Source organism: Chloracidobacterium validum (assembly GCF_018304825.1).
Taxonomy (GTDB): domain Bacteria; phylum Acidobacteriota; class Blastocatellia; order Chloracidobacteriales; family Chloracidobacteriaceae; genus Chloracidobacterium; species Chloracidobacterium validum.
Genome location: NZ_CP072648.1, coordinates 2,307,929 through 2,333,335 on the forward strand (window position 1 = coordinate 2,307,929; position 25,407 = coordinate 2,333,335).

Annotated in this window: 19 protein-coding genes; 10 read left to right on the top strand and 9 right to left on the bottom strand. The window is 59.6% G+C overall.

Translation table 11 applies throughout. The features are described 5' to 3' along the window. The first annotated feature begins 6 nt into the window (after window positions 1–6). Window positions 7–738 carry a hypothetical protein gene (locus J8C06_RS09690; protein ID WP_211428498.1) on the top strand — a complete coding sequence of 244 codons (732 nt, stop codon included), beginning with the start codon at window positions 7–9 and terminating at the stop codon, window positions 736–738. Between the two features lie 42 nt (window positions 739–780). Here J8C06_RS09690 and J8C06_RS09695 read toward each other — a convergent pair whose 3' ends face one another. Continuing rightward, entirely contained in the window at window positions 781–1,041 is a 261-nt protein-coding gene (locus J8C06_RS09695; RefSeq protein WP_211428499.1) for a hypothetical protein, read from the bottom strand. A gap of 149 nt (window positions 1,042–1,190) precedes the next feature. On the opposite strand from J8C06_RS09695, the gene J8C06_RS09700 reads away from it, so the two are divergent. Further along, on the top strand, window positions 1,191–2,402 hold the full coding sequence (locus J8C06_RS09700; protein ID WP_211428500.1) for a DEAD/DEAH box helicase: 1,212 nt from the start codon (window positions 1,191–1,193) through the stop codon (window positions 2,400–2,402). Between the two features lie 196 nt (window positions 2,403–2,598). On the opposite strand, the gene J8C06_RS09705 is transcribed toward J8C06_RS09700, so the two are convergent. Together J8C06_RS09705 and J8C06_RS09710 are read right to left on the bottom strand one after the other, a co-directional pair. Then, complete coding sequence (locus J8C06_RS09705; RefSeq protein ID WP_246602027.1) at window positions 2,599–3,672, bottom strand: SMP-30/gluconolactonase/LRE family protein; 1,074 nt, start codon at window positions 3,670–3,672, stop codon at window positions 2,599–2,601. 66 nt (window positions 3,673–3,738) lie between these two features. Then, entirely contained in the window at window positions 3,739–4,902 is a 1,164-nt protein-coding gene (locus J8C06_RS09710) for a 1-deoxy-D-xylulose-5-phosphate reductoisomerase (RefSeq protein WP_211428501.1), read from the bottom strand. Between the two features lie 183 nt (window positions 4,903–5,085). Between J8C06_RS09710 and fabD the strand changes: the two genes are divergently transcribed. The 4 genes from fabD to J8C06_RS09730 all read left to right on the top strand — a co-directional run bounded on the left by fabD (window position 5,086) and on the right by J8C06_RS09730 (window position 12,271). Then, entirely contained in the window at window positions 5,086–6,018 is a 933-nt protein-coding gene (fabD, locus tag J8C06_RS09715; RefSeq protein WP_211428502.1) for an ACP S-malonyltransferase, read from the top strand. A 140-nt stretch (window positions 6,019–6,158) separates the two neighbouring features. Continuing rightward, the gene (locus tag J8C06_RS09720; protein WP_246602028.1) at window positions 6,159–7,373 is read left to right on the top strand and encodes a type IV pilus twitching motility protein PilT; all 1,215 of its coding nucleotides are present in this window, start codon (window positions 6,159–6,161) and stop codon (window positions 7,371–7,373) included. Next, the gene (gene chrA, locus J8C06_RS09725; protein ID WP_211428503.1) at window positions 7,370–8,662 is read left to right on the top strand and encodes a chromate efflux transporter; all 1,293 of its coding nucleotides are present in this window, start codon (window positions 7,370–7,372) and stop codon (window positions 8,660–8,662) included. The genes J8C06_RS09720 and chrA overlap by 4 nt, the downstream gene beginning before the upstream one ends. A gap of 174 nt (window positions 8,663–8,836) precedes the next feature. After that, window positions 8,837–12,271, top strand: a complete 3,435-nt coding sequence (locus tag J8C06_RS09730) for a two-component regulator propeller domain-containing protein (protein WP_211428504.1) — start codon at window positions 8,837–8,839, stop codon at window positions 12,269–12,271. Window positions 12,272–12,452: 181 nt separating this feature from the next. On the opposite strand, the gene mgtE is transcribed toward J8C06_RS09730, so the two are convergent. The 3 genes from mgtE to pdxR all read right to left on the bottom strand — a co-directional run bounded on the left by mgtE (window position 12,453) and on the right by pdxR (window position 16,581). Beyond that, a complete protein-coding gene (mgtE, locus tag J8C06_RS09735) occupies window positions 12,453–13,826 on the bottom strand; it encodes a magnesium transporter (protein ID WP_211428505.1) in 1,374 nt (457 codons plus the stop codon). A 151-nt stretch (window positions 13,827–13,977) separates the two neighbouring features. Next, the gene (locus J8C06_RS09740; protein WP_211428506.1) at window positions 13,978–14,946 is read right to left on the bottom strand and encodes a branched-chain amino acid transaminase; all 969 of its coding nucleotides are present in this window, start codon (window positions 14,944–14,946) and stop codon (window positions 13,978–13,980) included. Window positions 14,947–15,042: 96 nt separating this feature from the next. After that, window positions 15,043–16,581, bottom strand: coding sequence for a MocR-like pyridoxine biosynthesis transcription factor PdxR (gene pdxR / locus J8C06_RS09745; protein WP_211428507.1), 1,539 nt, complete (start codon window positions 16,579–16,581; stop codon window positions 15,043–15,045). A gap of 175 nt (window positions 16,582–16,756) precedes the next feature. Between pdxR and J8C06_RS09750 the strand changes: the two genes are divergently transcribed. From J8C06_RS09750 to J8C06_RS09760, 3 genes are all read left to right on the top strand, one after another. Next, window positions 16,757–17,713: a histone deacetylase family protein gene (locus J8C06_RS09750; RefSeq protein ID WP_211428508.1), complete on the top strand. Its 957-nt coding sequence runs from the start codon at window positions 16,757–16,759 to the stop codon at window positions 17,711–17,713. Between the two features lie 5 nt (window positions 17,714–17,718). Further along, a complete protein-coding gene (locus J8C06_RS09755; RefSeq protein ID WP_211428509.1) occupies window positions 17,719–18,414 on the top strand; it encodes a hypothetical protein in 696 nt (231 codons plus the stop codon). 551 nt (window positions 18,415–18,965) lie between these two features. Continuing rightward, window positions 18,966–20,123, top strand: coding sequence for a hypothetical protein (locus tag J8C06_RS09760; RefSeq protein ID WP_211428510.1), 1,158 nt, complete (start codon window positions 18,966–18,968; stop codon window positions 20,121–20,123). A gap of 71 nt (window positions 20,124–20,194) precedes the next feature. Here the strand turns inward: J8C06_RS09760 and glnA are convergent, their stop codons facing one another. From glnA to J8C06_RS09775, 3 genes are all read right to left on the bottom strand, one after another. After that, entirely contained in the window at window positions 20,195–21,604 is a 1,410-nt protein-coding gene (glnA, locus tag J8C06_RS09765) for a type I glutamate--ammonia ligase (protein WP_211428511.1), read from the bottom strand. Window positions 21,605–21,732: 128 nt separating this feature from the next. Beyond that, window positions 21,733–22,839 carry a glutaminase A gene (gene glsA / locus J8C06_RS09770; RefSeq protein ID WP_211428512.1) on the bottom strand — a complete coding sequence of 369 codons (1,107 nt, stop codon included), beginning with the start codon at window positions 22,837–22,839 and terminating at the stop codon, window positions 21,733–21,735. 354 nt (window positions 22,840–23,193) lie between these two features. Then, the gene (locus tag J8C06_RS09775; protein ID WP_211428513.1) at window positions 23,194–24,147 is read right to left on the bottom strand and encodes a hypothetical protein; all 954 of its coding nucleotides are present in this window, start codon (window positions 24,145–24,147) and stop codon (window positions 23,194–23,196) included. A gap of 260 nt (window positions 24,148–24,407) precedes the next feature. Here J8C06_RS09775 and J8C06_RS09780 point away from each other — a divergent pair, with 260 nt between their 5' ends. Beyond that, entirely contained in the window at window positions 24,408–25,373 is a 966-nt protein-coding gene (locus tag J8C06_RS09780) for a type III pantothenate kinase (protein WP_455423698.1), read from the top strand. Window positions 25,374–25,407: the final 34 nt, after the last annotated feature.

Consider the following 25,407-nt stretch of genomic DNA (forward strand, 5'->3'; position numbering starts at 1 on the left):
CCGTGGGTGTCTCAAATCCTCCTCATTGGGCTGCTGCTCCTGGGTGGCGGGATCGCCGCCGCCCAAGAGGACGTCCCGGACGAGCCGCCTGAAGAAAAGCCAAGCTGGACGGCCCGAACCGGTGCGCGGGCGGCGTTCGTCGCTGATGCTGGGTTGGCGGCTTTGCGCATCACACCAAGCGCCACCGGTGACCTCAAGCAGCGGCTGCGGGTTGGGCGGCGCGTCTATGTGCTCGGTCAGCGTCGGATCGTTGACGGGCGAACCTATGTGTTTGTCGCCGTCACCCGGCGCACCCGTGGCTGGCTTGACCAACGGGCGGTCGTGCGGGCAAACGCGCGCGGTGACGACACGCGCCTCTTGGCGCTGGCGCGGGTGGAAACTGCTGGTTATGAACGGTTGCGCCTCTGCCGGTTGTTTGAAACGCTGTTTCGGTCATCACCGCAGTTGCCAACGGCGCTGCTCCTGCTCGGAGAAACCGCCGATGCGGAAGCCGAAGCCATGCAGCGGCGCGCCGTCCGGCGCGTTCAACAACGAGTTGTCGCCGGCAATGCCGATGAAGCGTCCTACTTTGATAATGATCCGGGCTTGGATCGCTATAACCGACTCGGCGTGAAGTTTCGTTACGATTCGGCAAAGAAGCGGTATCGCTACGACGGCGCGGCCTATCGCCGCCTGGCGCGGCAATATCCCCAGACTCCCGAAGCCGACAAGGCGCGGCAGTGGCTCTCCAACCAGTGATAGCTTTCCCACCCAGTCATGACTGTCGCCCAGAAAACTCGACTAGCGACAAGTGCAGGGCGCGCCGCTCCCGCCACGGCGTTCGGCGGCCGCTTCGGCTTGGGCGCGGGTGTCGAACTCGCCCAGCAGGCAGGCTTCGCCGCGGGCTCGCTGCATCTGCTCCGGCGTGCGCGTGTCCACTTCGATTTTTCCATTTGCGCAATAGACCCGGTACTTTACATCCGCGCTGACGAGGTTAGCCGCAAGCAAACTCATCAGCCCCAGCACCAGCCCTCCGGCCAAAGGTAAACGGACTGCCATCATGGTCTTGTCTCTCCAGGTTCAGTGGCGTCAGGTGGATGGGCACCAAGCAACACAGCTTAGGTGCGCATTGCGCGCGCCGGGTTGCTTGCGCCATAGTGCCGCACACCATCCGGCGTCGCAATCATGCCTGACTGATTCGGCTTGGCACAATGCTCAAACTGACTGAACGCGAACTGCGCCGACTAGCGGAAACACTCGATACACTGCATTTGCGAGGCGTCTTGGGCGCGGAGGCTCGCCCGGCCGGCAAGCGAGCCGACCTCTTGCGCCAAGTTGTTGAAAAGGCGCAGGAACATGCCGCAACGGCCCATCGCCTGTACGAGGCGGCCCGCCTCTCACCTGAACAAATTCACGACTGGCTGGCTGAGACTGCCCCGGACCTTCCATCCGATGCGCGCGCGCGCATCCTCCGCCTCTTGACCGCGTCTCGTGAGCCTGGCGAGCGCATCCCGGCGCAACAGGTCGTCAGCTTGCTGACGCTTGGGCTGGCAACGGTTCTGGATGAACTGCGTGAGATCGAACGCCGGCGGCCCCGCCCAACCCTCGACTATCACGACTTCCAGGTGGAACGCCACCGCCGTGCGGCCCTCAAAAAACTCCTCGACGGTATCGGAACGCCCGAACCTCAGCCGTTCGTGCCCGATCCGTTTCAGTTGGCGGCCGTTGCGATTGTCACCGAACAGGGGCTGGATGCGATGGTGGCCGCGCCGACCGGGTCGGGCAAGACCTGGATTGCCGAACAAGCCATCCGCCGAACACTCGAACGGGGCGGCACCGCCTGGTACACCTCACCCCTCAAAGCCCTCTCCAACGACAAATTTCGTGAGTTTGGGCGAACGTTCGGACCCGACGCGGTTGGGCTGATCACCGGCGACCGGCGCGTGAACCCTGACGCGCCGCTCAAGATTGCCACCACCGAGATTTACCGCAATGGTTTATACGACGCCATGACCTCGGAGGGGGTGGTTGGCGCGCCGGATTTGGTGGTCTTCGACGAAGTCCACTACCTCGGCGACCGGCACCGTGGCGTGGTGTGGGAAGAATCCATTATTTACACACCAGCTTCGACGCGCTTGCTCCTGCTCTCAGCTACGGTTGGCAACGCCAGGGAGTTGGCAGAATGGGTGACGTGGACGCGCGGCGTCGAGTGCCGACTGGTTGCCCACCCACAGCGTCCAGTGCCGCTCCGAACGGCGTTTATCCACCCCGATGGACGCCTCCAGCCACTTTTTGAGGATGACGCCACCGGACGGCTGCAAGCGGACGTTGAAGCCCTGTACGTCCAAGCCAAGCAGCAAGAGGCCGCCGCTCAGGCCAGGCGGCGGCGACCACCGTTTTATCGGCGCCGGCGGCGACGCTGAACGTGCCTCTGAAAAGTTTCTTTGATGGCCTGAAACCGGTCGTTCACAGGCCAGGAATGCCGATGCCACGCTTGTAACACTCTGGCTTGCCCAAGTTGACGTACAGGCAGGAATGCCTGTGCTACTTTGCAACACTCTGGCTTGCCCAAGTTGACGCACAGGCAGGAATGCCTGTGCTACCTTTTCAAGCTCTGGCTTACGGATTGAGCGGCAGGACGCCAATCCCCCGATCTTCCAGCGTTCCCAAGTAAAGTCGCCCATCGTGCTCGACAACGTTGGTCACCGGCGCAAAGGCCGTTGGCGCCGGGTCTTGTAAATTCTTGACGACTTCGCTGCGCTCATTCACCGCGATGACAAAACCATAGTGATCCGGTTTGGGCTGAAAGAGGCGTGGCAGCCGAAGAACCATCTTGCGCCAGAACGGTTGCGGTAGCAGCCGGTCAAGAACAACGTTGCGCCGCGCGAAAAGCGCCACCCAAAAGACCCCATCCCGTCCGGCCGAAATGCCATCGGGAAAGCCCGGCAGGTTTTCAATCAATGGCTCAACCTGGCCGCGCCGTTCACCAGCCAACCAGTAGCGAAGCACCCGATACTTTGCCGTTTCCGTCACGACCAAAAACTGCTGATCAGGGCTGACCGCAACGCCATTGGCAAAATACAGGTTATCCAGAATGACGCGCGTGGTCTTGGTTGCCGGGTCGTAAGCCAGCAAGCGCCCATTCGGACGGTGTTCAAGAAAGTCAAGCCGGTATTCAGGCTGGCTAAACTTCCACGAGGCATCGGTGAAATAAATCGTCCCGTCGGCTGCAATGTCGAGATCGTCGGTGAACTTGAACGGCTTGCCGCCCGCTTCAACGCTGAGGACATTCACCGTCCCATCCGGCGCGACCTCCAGCAGTCCGCGCTGACAATCCGCAACGATCAGATAGCCGCGCCGGTCAAACTTGAGTCCGAGCGGTCGCCCGTTGGTGACGGCGAATCGTTCGGGAGCGCCACCCGCAATCGGCATGCGGTAAATGACGCCATCCTTTGCGCCGGCATAGATGCGCCCATCCGGGCCAATCGCCACGTCTTCCGATCCCACGATGGCTTCCGCCCCACGGCGCTCGACGCCGGACAGCACGCTGTTGACGGCATATACGCCTTCAAGTTTTGGGGTTGGTGGCGGCGTCCAGGCAGCAGCGTCAATGCTGACCGGATAGAAAAGCAGGTAGAGTATGCCAAGCAACGTGATGACGGCCAGTCCGATGACGAAGTTCCACAGCTTCAAATTTCGCCTCCCTTCAAGTGGCGACAGGTAAGACCTCACCACAGTTAAGACCTAACCACACACCGCCTACTGTCCCAGCGCGACGATGATGCGCCGCGCCTCGGATCGCGCCCACTCGTCAGCCGCCAAGATGGTTTCCAACGCCGTCGTCGGTTGTTGGGCATGCCGCGCCATGGTCGTCTCAAGCACGTAGGGAATGTCCACAAACCGTATGCGTTCCTCAAGAAATGCCGCCACGGCCTCTTCGTTGGCGGCGTTGAGGACGGCCGGGAGCGTACCGCCGGCGCGTAACGCTTCGTAAGCCAACCGCAAGCAGGGAAACTTTTCCAAGTCAGGCGGATAGAACTCCAGCTTGGCCACGGCGGTCAGGTCGAGACGCTCAACCGGCGAAGGTTTCCGCTCCGGGTACGTCAGCGCATATTGGATTGGATGCCGCATGTCAGCCACGCCCAACTGCGCCATCGTTGAGCCATCCACAAAGGCGACCAGGGAATGCACGACCGACTGGGGATGAATCACGACCTCGATGCGCTCCGGCGCGATGTCATAGAGCCACCGCGCTTCGATCACTTCAAGCCCCTTGTTCATCAGCGTAGCCGAATCAATCGTGATTTTGCGGCCCATCGTCCAGGTGGGATGCCGAAGCGCCTGCGCCACCGTAATCTGTGAAAAGGCTTCAGCCGGCAGCGTCCGAAACGGTCCACCGCTAGCCGTCAGCACCAGGCGCTGCACTTCGGCGAGCGCATTGCCCCGCAGGCATTGATGAAGCGCGTTGTGCTCACTGTCCACCGGCAACACCTCTGCGCCGCACTCGCGCGCCCGGCGCATCATGAGTTCGCCCGCCATGACAAGTGGTTCTTTGTTGGCGATGCAGACGCGGCGGCCAAGCTCAATAGCGCGCAGCGTCGGCTGTAGCCCACGCCCTCCAACCACCGCCGACATCACTGTTGCGGCGGCCGGATGGGCGGCCACCGCCAGCATCCCCTCCATCCCAACGGCAAGCTCCCCTTGCCAGTCTGACCCGATGTGGTGCCGGAATGCGCGCCGCGCGTCTTCATCGGCAACGGCGACGAGCTGCGGCCGGTGCCGCCGAACCTGTTCGGCCAGCCGCTCGACGTTGCGCCCAGCGGCGAGCGCCACCACGGTGAAGCGCGGAGCCAAACGCTCGACGACATCCAGTGTGTTGCACCCAATCGAGCCGGTCGAGCCGAGAATTGCCAATCCTGTCATGCAAGGTTGTTCCAGTCGTTGAAAAAGTGCGCCGGTGGTGGCACGGACTTGACGCTAGTCTATCGGTTCCAGGAACGTAATCAATCACGAGGTTTGAATCTACTCGTAGCAATGACTTGGTCGGAGTGATTGCCTGGCGCTGTGGTGTGAGGCAGTCGCCGATTCCATACGCTTGGATGGTTTATGCTGGCATTTCTTTTTCCTGGACAAGCTTCGCAATACGTCGGCATGGGGCGCGACCTGGCCGACACCTTTCCAGAAGCCCGCGCAACGTTTCAAGAAGCGGACGAGGCGCTTGGCTTCACCCTGAGCCGACTCTGCTTTGACGGACCGGAAGCCGATCTCAACCTAACCACCAATACCCAACCGGCCGTCCTGACGCATGCGGTGGCAACGTGGCGCGTACTGCACCGACAGGGGTTCGCGCCGGGCATTGTCGCGGGTCATTCACTGGGCGAGTATGGCGCCCTGGTGGCGGCTGGCGCGTTGGATTTTGCCGACGCCGTGCGAATCGTGCGGCGGCGCGGACAGTACATGCAGGAAGCCGTGCCGCCGGGCGTTGGGGCGATGGCGGCCATTCTCAAGGCGGACGCCCCGACCGTCACGGCGCTGTGCGCGGAAGCCGAGCGGGACGGCGAAATCTGTCGCCCGGCCAACTTCAATGCCCCGCAACAAACGGTCATTGCCGGCCACCGCCCCGCCGTCCAACGCGCCATGGAGGCTGCGCGTGGGCGCAAGGCGCGCGCAATTGAACTCCCGGTCAGCGCGCCGTTCCACTGCCCACTGATGAAGCCGGCCGAAACGCGATTGGCACAAGACCTGGCAACCGTGAACTTTCGGCCACTTCAACGGGCGCTCGTCGCCAACGTCACCGCCCAGCCAACGACTGACGCCGAACAAGCCCGCGCCAACCTGATTGCGCAAGTTTGCGCACCCGTCCGCTGGGTTGACTCGGTCCAAGCACTGGCGGCGCTAGGTGTCACAGCCTTTGTCGAAGTCGGGCCGAAAACGGTTCTGACCGGATTGGTGCGGCAAATCTTGCCCGAAGCCATCACGTTCAACGTGGAATCCCCACAGACCCTCGAAAGCTTTGTCGCCGGGATGCGACTGCCTTGAGCAAAGCTCTGGCTTGTGCCAAAGTCAAGCGCACCGTACTTTCAACCGTTCAGTTGCCAGTTTCTCCAGTGGGGTTCTCAAACTGTGGCAAGGCGCTCGTGTGGATAAGCCATCTGCAACACACCAACATATAAACGCTTATGGAAAAGAAAATCCTTGATCGCATTCTCACCATGGCCGTCAAAAGCGGCGTCTCTGACATTCACTTCCAAGCCGGAAGCGTTCCTCTTTTCCGCTACAATGGAACGCTCATGGATGTGAAGTACGATGTCCTAACACCGCAGGACACTGAGCTTATCGCTCAAATCCTGCTCAAAAATGATCGCCTGCACGCCTATGAGGACTTTGTTGAGAAGGACGTTTCGTATGGTGTTGACAATGCCGGTCGCTTCCGGGCCAACATCTTTAAGCAACGCAACAGCTTTGCAATTGTGCTGCGGGCAATCTCCATCGAGGCGCGGACCTTTGAGCAACTCAACCTGCCACCGACGCTTGCCCACATTGCCGACCTGGGGCGTGGACTTGTGCTGGTGACCGGCGCGACCGGCAACGGCAAATCCACAACGATGTCGGCGATGATTGAGCATATCAACCGCACCCGGAAGCTTCACATCATCACCATCGAAGACCCAATTGAGTTTCTCTATAAAAACGACCGCAGCGTGATCACTCAGCGGGAGATCGGTCAAGATACGCGCTCATTTCCAGAAGCGCTGCATGCGGCACTGCGGCAGGACCCAGATGTGATTCTCGTGGGTGAAATCCGGGATGGCGTCACATTCGACACCGCGCTGCGCGCGGCGGAAACCGGCCACCTAGTGTTTAGTGCGATCCATACCACCGATGCCCAAAAAACCATTTCCCGCGTCCTGGGCTTTTACCCGCCGGAGGAACAAGCCACGGCGCGCGCCCGCCTAGCCGACAATCTGGCCGCGATCATTTCGCTGCGACTCCTGCCAATGTCCAACCAGCAAGTACGGATTCCGGCCGTGGAAATTTTGCGCATGTCCAGCGCCGTGCAGGAATGCTTACGCAATCCCGACAAGCTCAATGACCTTGGGTTCATCATCGCGCGCAGCCGGGAATACGGCATGATGACGTTTGACCAACACCTCATTGACCTGTGCAAAGCTGGCAAAATCACGTTGGAAGTTGCGCGGGCTGCCGCCACCAATCGCCTGGAGTTCGATAAGGCCCTGGCTGCCGAACGCATGGCAGCGGGCGCCACTACCGAAGACAACGCATCAGGCGCAGGATCCGCTTCGGCGATAACCACCCCGCCACCGGCCGCTGACCAACCGGCACCTAAACCAGAAGCGGATGACAGCGGCAACAAGACCTATTCCTTCGTTTGAGTGACACGGCTGCCAAGCTGAGCAACACTGCTGGCAAGCACAAGCCAGCCTGGGGCAGCACTGAACCGGCACCTCCGACGCTGCGCCAGTTTGGGCTGTCCTGCTTGGCACTCGGCAGCACGGCCTTTGGCGGCGGCGCCATGATTGCGCTGCTCAAGGACGCCTTTGTGCGCCGGCGTGGCTGGCTGCGCGACGCGGACTTTCTTGAGGCAGTTACGCTTGCGCAAAGTCTGCCGGGCGCGATTGCAACCAACACCGTCGCTTTCGTTGGGTATCGGCTCCACGGCCCCGCAGGCGCCAGTTTGGGGATGGCGCTCTATGCCCTCCCCTCATTTACGCTCATGCTTATGTTGGCGGCCCTTTATGAGCGCATCCGGGAAATTCCCTCAGCGACGGCTGTGTTCACCGGACTCAATGCCGCCGCTGCCGGACTTGTCGCCGTAACGGCCATCCAGCTCGGACGCCAGGCCGTCACCACCCATGGGCAACGGCTCCAAGCGGTCGTTGTCTTTGGGTCGGCCGTACTCTTCCCATCCCTTACCTTGTACTTGATTCTACTTTCTCTGCTTGGTGGGCTGCTGATGCTTAGGCAATCGTGCCAGCGCCACCCAACCGCTCCGACTGACTTGGCTGAAGCGCCATCTGCCACGTGGACCGGAGCAACCTACGCCCTCCTGGCGCTGGCCAGTGGGGGCGTCGTGGCTGGTATCTGGGTGGTGGGGCACTACGTAACCGAATCCAGTTTGCAACGCGCGGCGCAGCTTGCGCTGGTCACGCTCAAGGTCGGCGGACTCACCTTCGGCGGGGGCTTTGTCATCATTCCCCTGCTGGGACACGAAGTCGTTGACGTTCACGGCTGGCTGACGCCCAAGGAAGTTGCCGACGCCGCCGCGCTGGGTCTCTTGACGCCAGGCCCCTTCGTCATTGCCGCGACGTTTATCGGGTATCGTGTCGCGGGCCTGCTTGGCGCGGGGGCGGCAACGCTGGGAATTTTTGGGCTGCCACTCTTACTTGTGATTGGCGTGTCGGGCGCGGTCGAACGCTTCCGCCAAAATCCCTGGGCGCAAGGCGCGCTCCAGGGGGTGATGCCAACCGGCATCGCCCTCCTTGCGGCAGCGGCCGTCACGATTGGGAAGGGAGCCTACGGTCAAGCCCTCCACACTTGGTTGCTTGCGCCGTGGCTGGGCATCCTGAGCGCCTGGCTGGCCGGGCGCTACCACGTCAACCCGGTGTTTATTCTCTTTGGCGGTGCTTTGCTTGGTCTGGCTGGCGGCTGGCTCTGGCCGTGAGGAGGTTGGCGACGCATTCGACCTGCACTATGCTTGTGTCAGTAAGCTTACATTAAACTACATCATCAGTTTCAGGTTCTTGCCTCGAGGTCAAATCCTCACATCGAGATTTGGCTCACCTATCAGCTTGGTAGCTCCTTGAGGCTTCCTCCGGGCTCCGCGTTTCTCCGGTTTATGTGGTTGGTCGCGCGCGTCCTCATTTTTCTGACCCTGTGGAGCGCCATGCAGCTCGGTGCGTTGGCGCGTGACCCGGACTTTGCCGCGGCGGTTTTTGAGCACATTACCCAAGACCAGGGACTCTCTAACAACGCTGTCAACTGCTTGCTCCAGGACCGTCGTGGCTTCCTCTGGGTTGGCACCGACGACGGGCTTAATCGCTATGACGGACACACGTTCGTTGTTTATCGCCACCAGCCGGACGATCCACATTCGCTGCCAGGAAACTTTGTCCAAACGATCTACGAAAGCCCGGATGGCGTCCTGTGGATTGCAGCCGTCGGTTCTACCTTTTGTCGCTATGATGCTCAACGAGACGCCTTCATCCGTTACGACCTGTCCGCTCTAAAAGAGCGAGAGCGGGATTACTACATCTCAAGCATCTATCAGGATCGGAATGGGCTATTGTGGCTGGGCAGCGGTTACGGACTCGTTTGCCTCGATCCTGAGACTCGAATTAGCGCGCTCTACTTCCCTGGCGATGACTTGCGGAGCCAAGGCATTCAGGCATTGCGAAGCAATTACACGCACACGGTGTTTGAAGATGCCTCTGGGCGACTGTTTGTTGGAAGCGAGCAGGGCATCCTGGTATTTGATCGCCAAACCAAACACTTCTCGGTAGTTCTTTCCGCGCCGCTACCCATCGAAAAAAACAACGTACGACACTTCAGCTTCAACGGTACTCCGCTGGGGCAACTCAGCGATGGGCGGCTTTGTGTTGCTTTAATCAACTGGGGGGTGTTTTTACTCGACCCACAGACCTTGCGCGTCGTAGCCGGTTATGACCTCCAGGGCCGGCACATCCAGAGCGATACGCCACCGCGCTCCGTTGATCCGTTATCCCGTGGTTCAGTGCTAGGACTTCATCCATCAGGGTCGGTTTGGTTTTCCCAACGCGACCTCGGCCTAACGCGCCTCCACCTGGAGACCGGCCATTGCGCACCTTTGTATCGCAAGGCGTGGACTTCGCTTGGCTTTAGTCTGGAAAGCATCATGGCCGCATTCTGGGATCGGTCTGGTGTCCTATGGATTGGCGACCGCGTCCATGGACTGCTGAAGTTTTCCCCGAGTCGCAACCGTTTTGAATGTTATCGCCACCGGCCTTTTGACAACACATCACTGGCGAATAGTTACATCCGGGGCATTCTGGAAGATCGGCAAGGAAGACTCTGGGTTGGCTCACAGTTTGGCGGTCTGTGCCGCCTGGATCGCCAAACGGGGCAAGCTGAACGCTTCAACACCTATCTTACCCACCGTGACCGGACGCCACCGAGAGGCGTTTTGGCCATCGGCGAGGATCACCGTGGGACGCTTTGGATCGGCACAGACCAAGGACTCTACCAGTTTGATCCGATACGAAAGCGGATGCGGGAAGGTCCATGGCCCGAGCTACCGAGCCTCCCAACCCAAGTGGTTTATGAAGACGCGCGTCGCCATCTCTGGATTGGCATGGCGGAACGGCTTTTCGAGATTGCACCTGACCGAAAGACGATCACGGATCATACCCAATCCTTCCCAATCTTTCGCGTGCCAAGCGCCGGGCAACTGGGCCATGACGTACAGTGCATCTATGAAGACCGGCAGGATGGGGCGTTGTGGATTGGCGTCAACTTTGGCGTCGTGCGGTATGATCCACGGCGCAAAACGCACCGCGCATACGTCATCGAGCGCCGGCCCGAATATGGCATCCCCTACGTCACCCACCTTACCGAAGACGCCGACGGAACGCTGTGGATGACAACCAAAGGCGCCGGACTTTGCCGCTTTGACCCACAGCGTGAAACCTTTACCCACATCCTCGAAAAAGACGGACTGCCCCATAACAATTGCTATGCCTTGTTCCCGGACGCCACCGGTGTCCTCTGGCTCAGTAGCGACGCCGGCATCGCGCGCTTCGAGCCACAGCGCCGGCACTTCCGCACGTACACCACGACGGATGGACTCCAGGGACGGGAGTTCAACCGCTTTGCAGCGTTTCAGAACGGGCGTGGTGAAATCTTTTTTGGCGGCACAAACGGACTCAACATCTTTCACCCAGCCGACCTCACCGACAACATCCCCCCACCACTGGTTGCCATCACCAATCTGAAGGTCAACGGAACGGCGCGTCTCGCCAGGGAAGGGATGTTTTTTTCATTGTCACACGAAGAAACATCACTCGACATTGGCTATGCCGGGCTGGATTTCAATGCTCCTGGTGACACTCGTTATCGCTACTGGCTTGAAGGTTTTGATGCAACGTGGCGGGACGTTGGCGCGCGCCGCGAAGCGAACTACACCAACCTGCCGCCGGGTCAGTATCGGTTTTGGGTCATGGCGGCCAATCACGATGGTGTATGGAGCACCGGTAAACTGTTGCTCCGGATCGTTATTCAGCCGCCGTGGTGGCGAACCTGGCCGGCCTATGTAGGGTTTGCGCTCGTTGGGGGGCTGGTACTGTATGGCGGCGTGCGGCTCAGGCTGCGTCAGTTGGTTGCGCGGAATCGGCTGTTGGAAGCGAAGGTGAGCGAGCGGACACAGGAGGTGCGGCGTAAAAACGAAGAGTTGATTGGCCGCAACATCGAAATCGCCGCTCGCACCCGTGAAGCCGAGGAGCAGCGGCGCAATATGGTGGAGAGTCTCACCTATGCACGAATGATTCAGCAGGCAACCCTACCAACCGAGCCTGAAGTCAGTCACGCCCTCGGCGAGCATTTCATCCTGTGGAAGCCCAAGGACATTGTGTCAGGGGACTTTTACTGGGTTTGCCGACGGGACGGCATCGTCATTCTCGTGGTGGCGGACTGCACCGGACACGGCGTACCGGGTGCGTTCATGTCCATGATTGGAAACGATTTGCTGGGGCAAATCGCGCTTGAGCAAAGCCGGCTCGAGCCAGCGCGGATTCTGCTCAAGTTGCATCATGGGATTCGGCGTGCACTCAAGCAACAGGATGAAACACAACTGCCGGATGGGATGGACGCCGCAGTGTGCCGATTTGACCAGCGGGCGCAAACCGTCACCTTTGCCGGGGCGCGGCGACCGCTTTACTTGGTGGCGGATGGGATCTTGACCGAGATCAAAGGGGATCGATATACGCTTGGTGGGGGTGGTCGGGAGCGACAGCCACGAGTTTTTACCAACCATGAAGTGGTGGTAACGCCAGGCGCGACGCTGTACCTGACAACCGACGGCTTTGCCGACCAGCCGGATGAGCAGGGGAAAAAGTTTGGGACACAACGGTTGAAGAACTTGCTGCTTCAGGTCGCACCGTTGCCGCTGGACCAGCAGCAGACACGGTTGGAGATGGCCTTATTCGCCCACATGGGAGGCGAGCTACAGCGTGATGACATTACTGTCGTGGGCGTACGGTGGAACAACGGCAAGGCCGACTCACGGCAGGTTCCCACCTAAAACCCGACGAGCGCTTGCCCTAGGCGGCTGAAACGTCATCGCTGACCCGTCGTGGGGCAGTTCCGGCGCGCGGCCCAGGCACAACGTGCCGCCGCTTTGACCCGCGAAAGCGGCCCGCCACAGGCAGGACTGCCAATGCCACCCTTCCACGACGGTTCCGGTGCCGGCGACTCCTGCGCCATCACAGCCCCAGCAGCCAGCGTGCGGTGAAGAAGTAAATCAATAGTCCCGTAATATCCACGATGGTCGTCAAGGCCGGACTCGCCACAACGGCCGGGTCAAGCTTCAGGCGCGCCGCCGCCAGCGGCAACAGCGCGCCAATCAGCGTCGCCGTCACAACCTGCCCCGTAAGCGCCGCGGCAATGACCAGCGCCACGTTTGACAGCGTGATTCCCGGTGGCAACGCCGTGTCCTGAGAAAGCCACACGACCTTGGCCCACGCCAAACATCCCAGTACCGCCGCCAAAAAGACGCTGACTTGAAATTCTTTGAGCAGCACCCGCCAGGCGTCGCGTGGCGCAATCTCACGCAGGGCAAGCGCCCGAACAACCACCGTCGCCGACTGGCTGCCAGTATTGCCGCCCGTATCGGCAACCATTGGCATGTAAAGCGCCAAAATGATGACCTGCGTCAACGTCGCCTCAAACTCATGGATAATCAGCCCCGACACCAGACCCAACGCGGCCAGTCCGACCAACCACCCAACCCGTTGCTGGACATGCTTCCAGAAGGGCGTCCGCAGGTAGCCCTCCGTTCCGGCGCTCCCGGCAATCGCCATGAAACGCCGCATGTCTTCCGTATGCTCCTGGGTGATGATGTCAATGGCGTCATCGTGCGTAATGATCCCAACCAACGCCCCGTCCTCGTTGACGATGGGCAGAGCGATCAGGTCGTACTTTTGAATGAGACGCGCCGCGTCTTCCTGGTCATCACTGGCGCGGGCAAAAATGACATCCTCGTGCATGATGTCGCGGATGGTGGCATCACGGCGTGCCAGTATGAGGTCTTTGAGTGACACGAACCCCAGCAGTTTGCGCTCATCATCCACCACGTAGGAGTAGTAGATTGTCTCTTTGTCGGGGGCAATTTCGCGCAGGCGCTCAATGGCGTCAGTCACCGTCAAATCTGGCGGCAAGGTGGCATATTCCGAGGTCATCACCGCGCCGGACGTGCCATCTTCATAATCGGTCAAGCGGCGAATATCCTCACGCTCGGCCTCGGCCAGAGCCGGGAGTACCGCATCGCGGGATTCCTCTGGCAAGCGACGGAACAGATCGGCCCGGTCATCGGGTGGCATGTCCGAAAGCAGCCGCGCCATATCCGCGCGCGGCAGCGTACCGACCATCTCAACCTGTAGGCTCGGCGTCAAGTGACTGAAAATTTCGGTGCGAATGCTCGGTGTCACATCCCGGAGGATGTCCCAAGCCGCGGCCACATCGAGCGCGGAGAGGGCTTCCGCGGCAACGGCCGGATGGCTTTTCTCACACAGTGTTCGCAACGCCTCTGCCGGGTTGACGTTGTTTGCAGTCTGAGGGTTTGGCTGTTTTGTCGTCACTGAACGCGCCTCACCGAAACAGGATCGTGCGGGGCTGGCAGTGCCCGGGTACACCGCGCAAAAGGCGCGATTGTCTGTTTCGTCCAGGCGGCGCGTCAAGCGAAAAAAACCAGTGCGATGTCAGCTACCAAAGGCGCGAAGCGCCAACACATCACTCACTAAAACCGGCTAGGCAGGGCATGGCGTCCACATCCACCGCTGCCATCTGGCAAGGCAGGAGCCACTTCCCGTAGTGACGTACGCGCCCGCGAACAACATCGCCATAAAGCGCCTGCAAGCGGCGTGTCACGGGGCCAACCTGTCCGCTCCCAACGGGGCGGCGGTCCACCGAGCCAATCGCGGCAATCTGCGCACCTGTGCCGCAGAAAAACACTTCGTCGGCAATGTACAGCTCGGAGCGGTCAATCGGGCGAAACTCCGTTTCGATGCCCAACTCCCAGCGCGCCAGCTCAACGACCGTGTGCCGGGTAATCCCCTCCAGGATGTCGGCGTAAACTGGCGTCGTCACGAGCTTCCCGTCCCGCACAATGAACACATTCATTGCCGCGCCTTCAGCTACCTTGCCAGCCGAGTTGAGCACAATTGCTTCATCATAGCCGTTATCGCGGGCCTCGGTCGCCGCCAGCGCCGAGTTGACATAAGCGCCGCAAATCTTTCCGCGCGCCGGAATCGCATTATCCTCAACCCGCCGCCATGACGACACGCTAACCGCCAGCGGGCGGCTCGTATCTACGTAATCACGCATGGGCACGACAAACATCGTAACATCATCACCAGGTGAGAGTTTTGTGCCAATCTGACGCGCCGTTTTGTAAACCAAGGGGCGAATGTAGACATCCTCACGGTAGCCATTACGACGCACCATTTCGGTGGCCAGCTCACACAGCATATCTGCGTCATAAGGCAGCTTCATTTTGAGCAGCGAGGCATTTTGTATGAGCCGAACAAAGTGCTCGCGTGGACGAAAAAGGTAAATTTCCTGGTCATCCTCGCTCCAGTAGCCGCGAATACCTTCAAAAACGGCCGTCCCGTAGTTGAAGGCATGCGTCATGACGTTGATGTTGGCTTCGGCCAGGGGCACGAAGCTTCCCTCGAAAAAGGCAATTTCACGATGGCGCATGATCTGTCTCTCCCTTGATGATGAACTGGCTTGAACCAATCTACAGGACTGGCGGCGTTGGTCGGTTCGGAAATTTCATGACGCACTGAATCTAGGCTACACAAGCGGGACGGTCTGGGTGTGAAAACGCTCGGCCGCGCGACTTGCGCCACGGCCGAGCATCGCTTTGGCGGTTGTTCCAATGACGCGCATGCCGCGCTCGATTTGCTCCAGCGTGACGTGGCCGTAACTGAGGCGAAGCGTGTTTCGCTTCGGATTGTCACTGTAAAACAAGCGACCGCGACTAAAGACGACCCCTTGTTGGCGAACCTGATAAAGCAGTTCCGTGGCGTCCAGAGCCGTGGGCAGTGTCACCCAGAGGAACAACCCACCGGCCGGGCGTGTCCAGACGGTTCCGCTGGGGAAATCCGCCTCTAGCCGCTTCAGCATCACATCCCGCCGCGCGTGATAAATCGGACGAATCTTTTGCAAGTGCGCGTCATACCGTTTGCGTCGGCAGAAATCCCAGAGCGCCGACTGAAGCAGCGGGGAGGTCGTGATGTCGCTGTTTTGCTTGAAGGCCATCAGGCGCGTAATCACTGGACGCGCCGCGGCGCACCACCCAATCCGCAGGCCCGGCAGGAGGCTTTTCGAGAAGTTGCTCACGTAGATGACGTGTTCGGTATCATCCAACGCCTTGAGGTGCGGCAGCGCGTCACCATCAAAGCGCAGGTGCGAGCCGTAATCATCTTCGACAATCGGGAGGTTGTGTTCCCGCGCCAGCGCCAGCAAGCGCCGCCGGCGCTCCCAGCTCAGGCAAGCACCAGTTGGATTCTGAAAACTGGGCACGACATAGACCAGCTTGGGACGCTGGACCCGGAGCACGTTTTCCAGCACCTCGACGCACAGCCCATCCTCGTCCACCGGAATGGGCAGCAGGCGCGCCCCGGCCAAGGCAAAGGCGGTCATCGCGCCAGGGTACGTCGGGTTTTCAATGGCCACCGTATCGCCCGGCGAAATGAGCGCCCGAGCGATGAGGTCCAGGGCCTGCTGCGAGCCACTGGTTACAATGATGTTTTCAGCCGTCACATCTGACCCGCCCTCACGCATGCGCTGGGCAAGGTACTCGCGCAGCCGCTCGTAGCCGGCGACCGGACCATAGCGATAGACTTCATCGCCAAGCGTTCGCTCGGCAAAATGCAATGAGTTGCGAAAATCGCGCGTCGGAAACGAGCCGGCGTCCGGGAAAGAACCAGAAAACGAAATGACATCGCGCAGCGTGCTGACTTGGTAGAGATCCAGGAGTGACTCAACCACCGGGCTTTGCGCGCGCTCGGAAAACACGCCTTCCCACACCATCTTGCGATTTGGCGGCTGACGGGAGGCGCGCCCCTCCAGGGCCGTCACTTCGGCCAGGGTTTGCCGGGCCACGAATGTGCCGCGTCCGACAAATGACTCAACCACCCCATCCGCCAGCAACTCGTCGTAGGCCATCGCCACCGTGCTGCGGTTGACGCCAAGCTGCTGCGCCAACTCGCGTGTCGCCAGCAGCCGCGCGCCTGGAACCAGCTTGCCGTCACGGATGGCAGCCAGGATAGCCTGCTTAATTTGCAGGTACACTGGTGTTTTGGCGCTGTGGTCAATGGTGATACGCATACGAAAGACCGGCCGAGGACAAAAAGGATGGTTTGATTTTTAGCGCTTGGCACGTCATATTAGAGCGACTTGACTATAAGGAAACAGCCAATTCGTATTTTCATACCAGCCATTTCCCTACCGAGTAAGCAGCTTGGAACAGGCTCAACGGGGGGATAACAGCTTTTCGTTAGACATGTCAGCTACTTGGCTCTTCGCGCCTTCGACCAATGCCCTGCACGACACCGGCCATCACCCTGAAACGGCGGCGCGCGCAACGGCCGCAACGCAAGCCCTGCGGCAAGACCCGCGCCTGCGCGAAGCCTGTCACTGGGGAACGGCGCGGGCAGCCCGAACCGAAGAGCTGGCGCGCGTGCATGCCGTTGACTACATCGCCCAAATCAACGCGGCGAGCGACACGGCTCGCCGTCAGCAACGGCGACTGGCGCTTGATCCTGACACGGTGGTTTCAGCCGGTTCCTACGAAGCGGCGCTTCACGCAGCCGGGGCCGTCCTCACGGCCGTCGAAGTCGTAGGCCGTGGCGAGGCGCGGCACGCCTTTGTCGTTGCGCGTCCACCCGGACATCACGCTCTGGAAAACCGCGCGATGGGCTTTTGCCTGTTCAATCAAGTGGCGATTGCCGCCCGCCATGCCCAACACCTGGGGTTCGCGCGCATCCTGATTGTGGACTGGGACGTTCACCACGGCAACGGCACACAAGCCATGTTTTATACCGACCCCTCGGTTTTTTTCTTTTCGGCCCATCAGTTTCCCCACTATCCGGGCACGGGTAGTCGGTGGGAATGCGGAGCCGGTGATGGTGAAGGCTACACGCTCAACATTCCACTTGCCGCCGGGACATCGGCGACGGAGTACCTCCGCGCCTTTGAAGCCGGTCTGACGGCCGTAACCGATCGGTTTCACCCGGATTTCGTCTTGATTTCAGCCGGGTTTGACGCCCATGTGACCGACCCACTTGGGCAGTTGCAGCTTACCGATGCCGACTTCGTCCGTCTGACGCACTTGGTCAAGGCCGTGGCCACAACCTATTGTGCCGGACGGCTAGTCTCGGTGCTCGAAGGCGGTTATAATTTAGCAACACTCCCGCAGACGATTTGTAGCCATGTGGCGGCCCTGGCCGACCAAGGTTGAAAGCTATGAAAAACCGGCGCGACCGTTTACGGATTGGACACTGGCGAACGTCTCGGCGGATAAGCTCGGGCACATCGGGCAACCTTGCGCACGCCGCGGCCCTGACTCGGCTGCGGCAGATCAAGCAACGCTTTGCGCGCTACATCGGCCGCACCTACGGCCACCTTGCCGCCGACTGCGCCGTTTGCCCGACGCCCTGCTGCGCCGACGCGCAGTTTGTCAATGTCAACATTGTCCGGCTGGAAGCGGAAGCCATGCTGGAGACGCTGGGCCGAAGCCAGAAACACGGACCTGGCACAATCCAGGCCGTCATCACCCGCGCCCGGGCCGCCATTACGAAGTACGGACTGACCGAGCATGGCGACACCTTTGCCACAACCTACGCTTGTCCGCTCTTTGAGCCTGGCGTTGGCTGCCTTGTTCACTGGAAAGCCAAACCGGCAGCCTGCATTCAGCATGGGTGCTATGAGCGTTGGGAAGACTTGCCGGAAACCAAAACACAACGGGCCGTCGAGCGGCAGGTAGCGGCGCTTGACGAGGCAGTTCACGGCACACCATCGGTATGGCTGCCCATTCCCTTGTGGCTGGTTCGCCTTGTGGATGACGGGCTGCCAGCGGCTGACATCACCACCTCGACGGACGAGGTGACGGACATTCGCCCAACCTCTTGCTCGGTTGAAACAGCACGCACGCTAAAGTGAGGTAACAAGGCCCCCACCTAACAGTCTGGAAGGTCGTTATGCTAACCATCTGGTGCCCCCAGCACGCCACGCGTTTTCCCTTCAGATCGTCCACTTCGCCAGCTGAGTCGTCTGACGCGCGGTTTGACCCATCTTCAGATGAGCAACTGTGTCCAGGCGGTCACCACCTGCGGCTTGAGGGCATCTATGGCTACTGTCCCACGTGCGAATTGCTCTGGGATGTCCAGCAGGTTGAACATCCTGATGTTTGCCCGTATTGCCAGACGCCAGACATCCAGCGTCGGTTGTGTCCTGCGTGCCAGCGCCTGACATACGTCCCGGTGGCTACGGAAGAGCCGGTGTCAACGTGCGGCGGTTGCAGAACACCGTTTGACAGCGCGGACGCCATCTCACATACCTGCCGTGTATTGCAAACGACCGTACTTACTCAGCGGCAGCAGTGCCCGGCGTGCCAGGACCGAATCCAGTGGTCCAACCATACCGTACCGGCCACAGCCAGCGCAGGCCCCGCCGTCAAGGTTGTCATTAGCCACTCGCCTGCGACAAAGGTGGTGTCCCTTTCCGAGCCCAAAGAAATTGCTCTGGCCGCACCGGTTCGTGCCCGCGAGCTCTATCAGCAGTACTCGTCCAAGCTCATCCGAGTCCATTTTGATTACAATTCACATTGCTTTCTCAAAAACGAACGCGGGCTCTTCTATGCCTACCCCGTGGGCAACCCACCGGCGCACTACCAAGTCATCCCGAGTTGGGGACGCTTTGGCGTGGCAGGTGATTTCATACATTGGTTTTCAGGAATTTTTGACTGTGACCACCCACGCGGGGGAGAAATTTGGGTTCATCTGCCGGCAATAGCCGACGCGGAAGGAAAACTCATCCGCAAAGGACGGCTTGCAATCGACCCTGCGCCAAATCCGTCCAAGGAGTCAAATGCGCCACCACTCGTGAGTTCTCCAGCGCCAGAGCCAGCCCAGACGCCAGTGGAAACCAGCCCGGTCAGACGAATGCCGCCCGTGCGTGTGGCGACGGACGCAAATGTTGTCGTGCTCCCGTTGCCACCGAACGCATCTAAGGTGCCGCACGCCCAATCCTCCTCCAAGTCATCCGCTGCCAAGCGCCTACGTCGGCACCTGTTGCTGTGGCCATTTATCCTGGTGGTCATCCTGATAGTCAGGATACTTCCCTGGAAAGTTTTCTTTGATCCAGCCCACTCGCTGAAGTCGCCCAAGAAGACGGTCACCCAAGTCAGATCTTCGTACCCAAACCAACCTCAAGGTCAGCGTCAAACCGATCAGGAGGCACTCCAGGCTGTGCTGAACGGCTTGGCGCTGACCTTTAGTCAATCAGATCCAGCCAATTACGCAACCTATTTCAACGCCACCCTCAGTCCCTACTATGGGCGCCGGACAGCGACGGTCGAGCAGGTTGTTGGTGATATGCAGTCGCTGACAAACGCTTATGAGGGACTGGTCATGACACTTGGCAACTTCCAGATCCAAGTCAATACCCGCAGCCAGTCGGCAACTGTCATCACCGACCAACGGCTCACCGGCAAACACCGCACAACCGGGGAGGGGCTGGATAGCACGACCCGCATTGCATACCGCTTCGTCAAGCTCAGGGGCTACTGGGTGGTAGCCGGCATGCAAGTAGTAGCGCCGGACACCAGAGCCAGGCCAAAATCAAGGACCTCCAAAGCTACCTCACGGTAGTGAAGGTTGCACCAAGGAAACAAACGGCGTATCGGAAACCGATACGCCGCGCCGCGAAACTGTCTCCCAGGTTATACGTCAAAGTACAGTTGAAACTCGATGGGGTGCGGACGCAAGCGCAGGGCATTCACCTCACGCTTGCGCTTGTACTCGATGTGGCGTGCAATGAGCGCCTCCGTAAACACGCCGCCCTTAAGGAGAAACTCATGGTCGGCCTCGAGCGCGTCAAGCGCGTCTTCCAGCGACGCCGGCAAGTGCGGAATGTGCAGCTTTTCATCGTCACTCATCTCGTAGATGTCTTTCTCAAGTGGCTCGCCAGGATGAATTTTATTCAAAACGCCATCCAGCCCGGCCATCAGCATGGCTGACATCGCAAGATACGGATTACAGCTTGGGTCCGGCGGGCGAAACTCCAGCCGCTTTGCCTTCGGATTCTTTGAAAACATCGGAATCCGAATCGCCGCTGACCGATTGCGCGCCGAATAGGCCAGATTGACCGGTGCTTCATAGCCCGGCACAAGCCGCTTGTAGCTGTTCGTGGTTGGCGCCGCGAAGGCAATGATGGCCGGGGCGTGCTTGAGCAGACCGCCAATGTAGTAGAGCGCCATTTCAGAAAGATCGGCATACTGATCGCCGCCAAAAAGTGGCTGCCCATTCTTCCACAGGGACTGGTGACAATGCATGCCGGAGCCGTTGTCGCCATAGAGGGGCTTTGGCATAAACGTCGCCGACTTGCCATACTGGAGTGCCGTGTTGCGCACGATGTACTTGAACAGCATCAAGTTATCGGCAGTCGTCACCATCGAGGCAAAGCGAAAGTCTATTTCGCACTGTCCGCCGGAGGCGACTTCGTGGTGATGGCATTCGGGCGAAATGCCGACCGCTTCCAGGTTGAGCGCGATTTCGGAGCGCAAGTCTTGCAGGGTGTCAAAGGGTGGAACCGGGACGTACCCTTCCTTGGTGCGAATGCGAAAACCCAGGTTCTCGTCTGGATTATCACTCGTCCAGTTGCCCTCCTCGCTTTCAAAGCGGAAGAAAGCGTGGTGGGGTTCGTTGCGAAAACTGACGTGATCAAAAACAAAGAACTCAGCTTCTGGGCCGAAATAAGCGACATCCGCCACCCCAGTCGAGCGCAGATAATCCTCGGCGCGCTCGGCAACCGACCGTGGGTCATAGACGTAGCCCGTATGGGTTATGGGATCGATGGCGTCGGCAAAGAGGCAGAGCGTCGGTTCTTCAAAGAAGGGGTCAATCCAGAACCGCGATGGGTCCGGCACGAGTAGCATGTCACTTTCACTGATGTTGGCCCAACCCCGAATGCTCGAAGCATCAAAGCCAAAGCCCTCAGTAAAGCTGTCTTCGGTCAACTGGGAGATAGGGAAAGAGATGTGTTGCCACGAACCGGGGAGGTCAGTGAAACGCAGGTCAACGAACTTCACCCCTTCATCGTTGGCGAAGTTCAGTACGGATTTGGGATCCATGTGGATACCTTTCGACGTGAAAGACTTGGGACATTGTTGAACAAGTTGCCGTGGGGGGCGGCACAGGTTCATAAACCTTTTCAGGAATCCTTACACCATAGGTCTAGGCTCGGGGGAGGCATGTCACGTCACGCCGTGCGGTGTGGTTCGAGTTGGGGGGATGGCGTGTGGCCATTGCGTGTATCAGAGGCCAGCGCCGGACGCTCAGGCGGAGCCTCCCGCAACGGATTCGTCCCGATGGGCGATGAGCAGAACGCGACGTCAAAAATATGCGCGCCAAAGGCTTCGGTGATGCCCTCACAAACTTTGATAGCGCGCACGCTGTTGCCCCGTTCATCGAGCGGAGGTGAAAAGACGCCAATCCCAAACCGACCGGGCACCACGGCCAGCATGCCGCCTCCGACGCCACTCTTGGCCGGCAGCCCAATGCGATAGGCCCACTCCCCAGCATAGTCATACAGACCACAGGTAAACATCACACTGAGAATGTCGCGGACGTACTCCGCTGGAATGGCCCGTTTGCCAGTCAACGGATTGACGCCGTGGTTGGCGAGCGTAGCCCCCATCACGGCCAGGTCACGACAGGACACCATCAAGGAACACTGCTGGAAATACAAATCAAGCGCTTCATCCACGTTGCCGTCAATCATGCCGAAGTTGAGCATGAGGTGGGCAATGGCGCGGTTGCGGTGGCCAGTCGTGCGCTCGGACATAAACACCGACATATCGGCCAGGATACCGTGCCCGGTGTAACGCTGAAACAGGTCCAGAATGCGGTTGAGCTTGTCGGTCGGGTCGGTTCCCTTGATGATGCTCGTCATGGCAATCGCGCCGGCATTGACCAGCGGATTGTGCGGACGCTTTGAACGCTCATCAAGCTTGATGATCGAGTTGAAAGCGTCGCCGGTCGGCTCAACCCCAACCCGCGTCCGAACGTATTCGCGGCCGTGGTCTTCCAGGGCCAGTCCATAGACAAAGGGCTTTGAGATGGACTGAATGGTAAACAGATAGTCATAGTCCCCGACCTCGAAGACCTGCCCATCCGCAGTGGCAATGCAGATCCCGAACAAGTCCGGCGACACCTTGGCCAACTGCGGAATGTAGTCGGCAACTTTTCCGTCCGTGAGCGGTTTGTACTTGAGATGCAAATCATTCAGAACCGAGAGGATACGCAACTGCTCCGCGCTCTGACGAACCGATACGGCCCCGGCCGAAACGTTGACTTGAAGGCTCATACATCACTCCCAATGGTAAAAAAGGCCTACCTTGGTCAAACGATGGGCGGTGGTTAGCTCACAAAGCCGGCAGGCTTCTGAAAAAACCAGCGTGCTTGCGCGGCATCCACGGTTTCTGGTGGGTGAGGCTATTCTACGTATCATTCCAGCCACGCTGTGCGTTCCTACCGGAACCGCCATGCGATGTCAAATAGCACCAAACCTGCCTCACCCCCTTGAGGACGTGCCTGAAAAGTCAGATGTGACGGGTTGTCAGGATGGGGCTGGCAGGAGCGTTCGCAAACCATCACAAGCCAGCCGCAACCCGCCTTTTATTTGGTCGCTAGCTGGTTATTTGGCGCTAGCTGGGGGCGTTTACGGTGTGTCTGGTTTTCGCTCCTGCAGTAGTTTGGCCAGATACGCTTGGATTTCGTCGGCTGATAAACCCTTCAGCCTTTCCTCTGGGGCTAACCCCTTGAGTCGCTCCTCGGTGGGAATGTCCCTGAGTCGCTCCTCGGTAGGAATCTGCTCGAGCAGTTTCTCCATCGGGAGCGCCTTGAGCAACTCTTCGTCCGGTAGCCCTTTGAGGCGTTCCTCCACAGGAATATCCCTGAGCAGTTCCTCAATCGGAATCTCCCGCAAGATTAACTCCCGCCGGAGTTTCCGAATGAACTCCGGCATCGTCTCCGCCACAAACTCTTCCACCGTGTACGGCATCGCCAATCCCTCCGACTGATAGTACAACCACAACCGATCTAGTACCGAACTGGTATCCGACCGCTTCAGATGAAAACACCGGGCAGCGCGACGGACCTTGTCCGCTACCCCGCTGAACATCCCCCACAGCGCATTCTCCGGCGTGTCCCGAATCTCGCTCAACACAATCACCCGGATGCCAAGCGTCCCAAAGCCCAGATGGTAAACCCCTGGTTTGGTCGCATCAATCCGTTCCAACTTGACTTGACCATCGAGCTTTTCGGGAAAGCGGGTACAGACGGCATAGAGCGCCAGTGCCGACTTGGGCAGCCAAGTATTCGTTGAAGAAACCTGCTTGCGGTAGTTGACGGCATGACCAACGAACTCTTCGATGGCATCGTCGTCGAGCGCCTCGCGCAATGACTTGTACGTGATGAGGTTGTGGTCGGCGAGGTGGTCGAGACCGTCAGGGAGTGGGACGTGGATGTCACCAGGGGCTTTGCGGACGACCACGACATCGAGGAGTTGCTGACGCAGGGAGAGGTCTTTTTCCAACTCGACGATGAAGGGAAGGTCGGAAAAGAAGTCGGCCAGCGCAACGCCGAACAGCCGATGCCACCTGAGATTGCTCATAAGCGATTTACACTCCCTTGCCGGGAAGCCTTCATGCCTTTAGTGACCTTTGTGGTCAGCCAAGTGCGTGGCGTGGTGGTGATGAGAACGGCTCGCAGGCTTAGTAAGTATTCATAACAGGCGCACCATGCCACCATCCATTCACAACCCACCCGTTGACTTGCCAGACATACCTTGCCCGGCACGCTGCCTTCGCCTATTGTCGCAGGTGGTCGTCGTCCGTTCTATGCCGCGCGTGCTGGGCGCAAGTGTTTGGGCCGATGCCGTTTGAACGGGAAGCCGCGGCGAACTCGCGCCCGCGCCCGGTGCTATGTGCGCTGAGCTACGGCGCGACGCTAGGTTGCCCACCTGTCTATGCAGGTTCAAACGACGCGCCACGACGGCGGTGGTGGTTGGCGACGACCGCCTTCTCCTGTGCCGCGGCGGCTTTCGCGCCGCGTGGTTGGTTCTGCTCCATGCTCCTTGTGATTGATGTTGGCAACACGAATACGACGCTGGGGGTCTATGCCGGCAGCAACTTGGTTGCGCACTGGCGGCTTACCACGGAACGGGAACGCACCGTGGATGAGTACGGCATCTTGTGTCGCAACCTGTTTACGTTCTCGCAACTCGACCCGCGTGACATCGAGGGCATTGCCATCGCTTCGGTTGTGCCACCGCTGAACTTCACCTTTTTCCGCATGGCCCAGACCTACTTTGGACGCGAGCCGTTTTTTGTCAAACCGACCGAAAACGTTGGGATGCCGATTCGCTATGACGCGCCGCAGGATGTCGGCGCAGACCGGATCGTGAACGCGGTCGCGGCCTACGCGCGCTACGGCGGGCCATGCGTCGTGGTGGACTTCGGAACGGCAACGACCTTTGACGCCATTTCCGAAGATGGGGCGTACTTGGGTGGCGTCATCGCGCCGGGGATTGTTATTTCTGCTGAGGCGTTGTTCCAGCGAGCGGCGCGCCTGCCCAGGGTGAGCATCGCCCATCCGGCACAGGTTGTCGGTCGCTCGACGATTGGTAGCATTCAATCTGGACTCTATTTCGGTTATATCGGTCTCGTAGAAGGTATCCTCCAGCGCATGCAGTCCGAGATGGGCAACTTGCAGGCGGTCATCGCCACCGGCGGACTGTCCCGGCTCATCGGCAAGGGATCGCCGCTGATTACTGAGATTGATGAAAACCTCACGCTGGAAGGCTTGCGCCTGATTTACCAACGGGCGACCCAGGCGTAAGCTGCCGCGCGCCGGTTGTTCCGCAAAGCCGCTG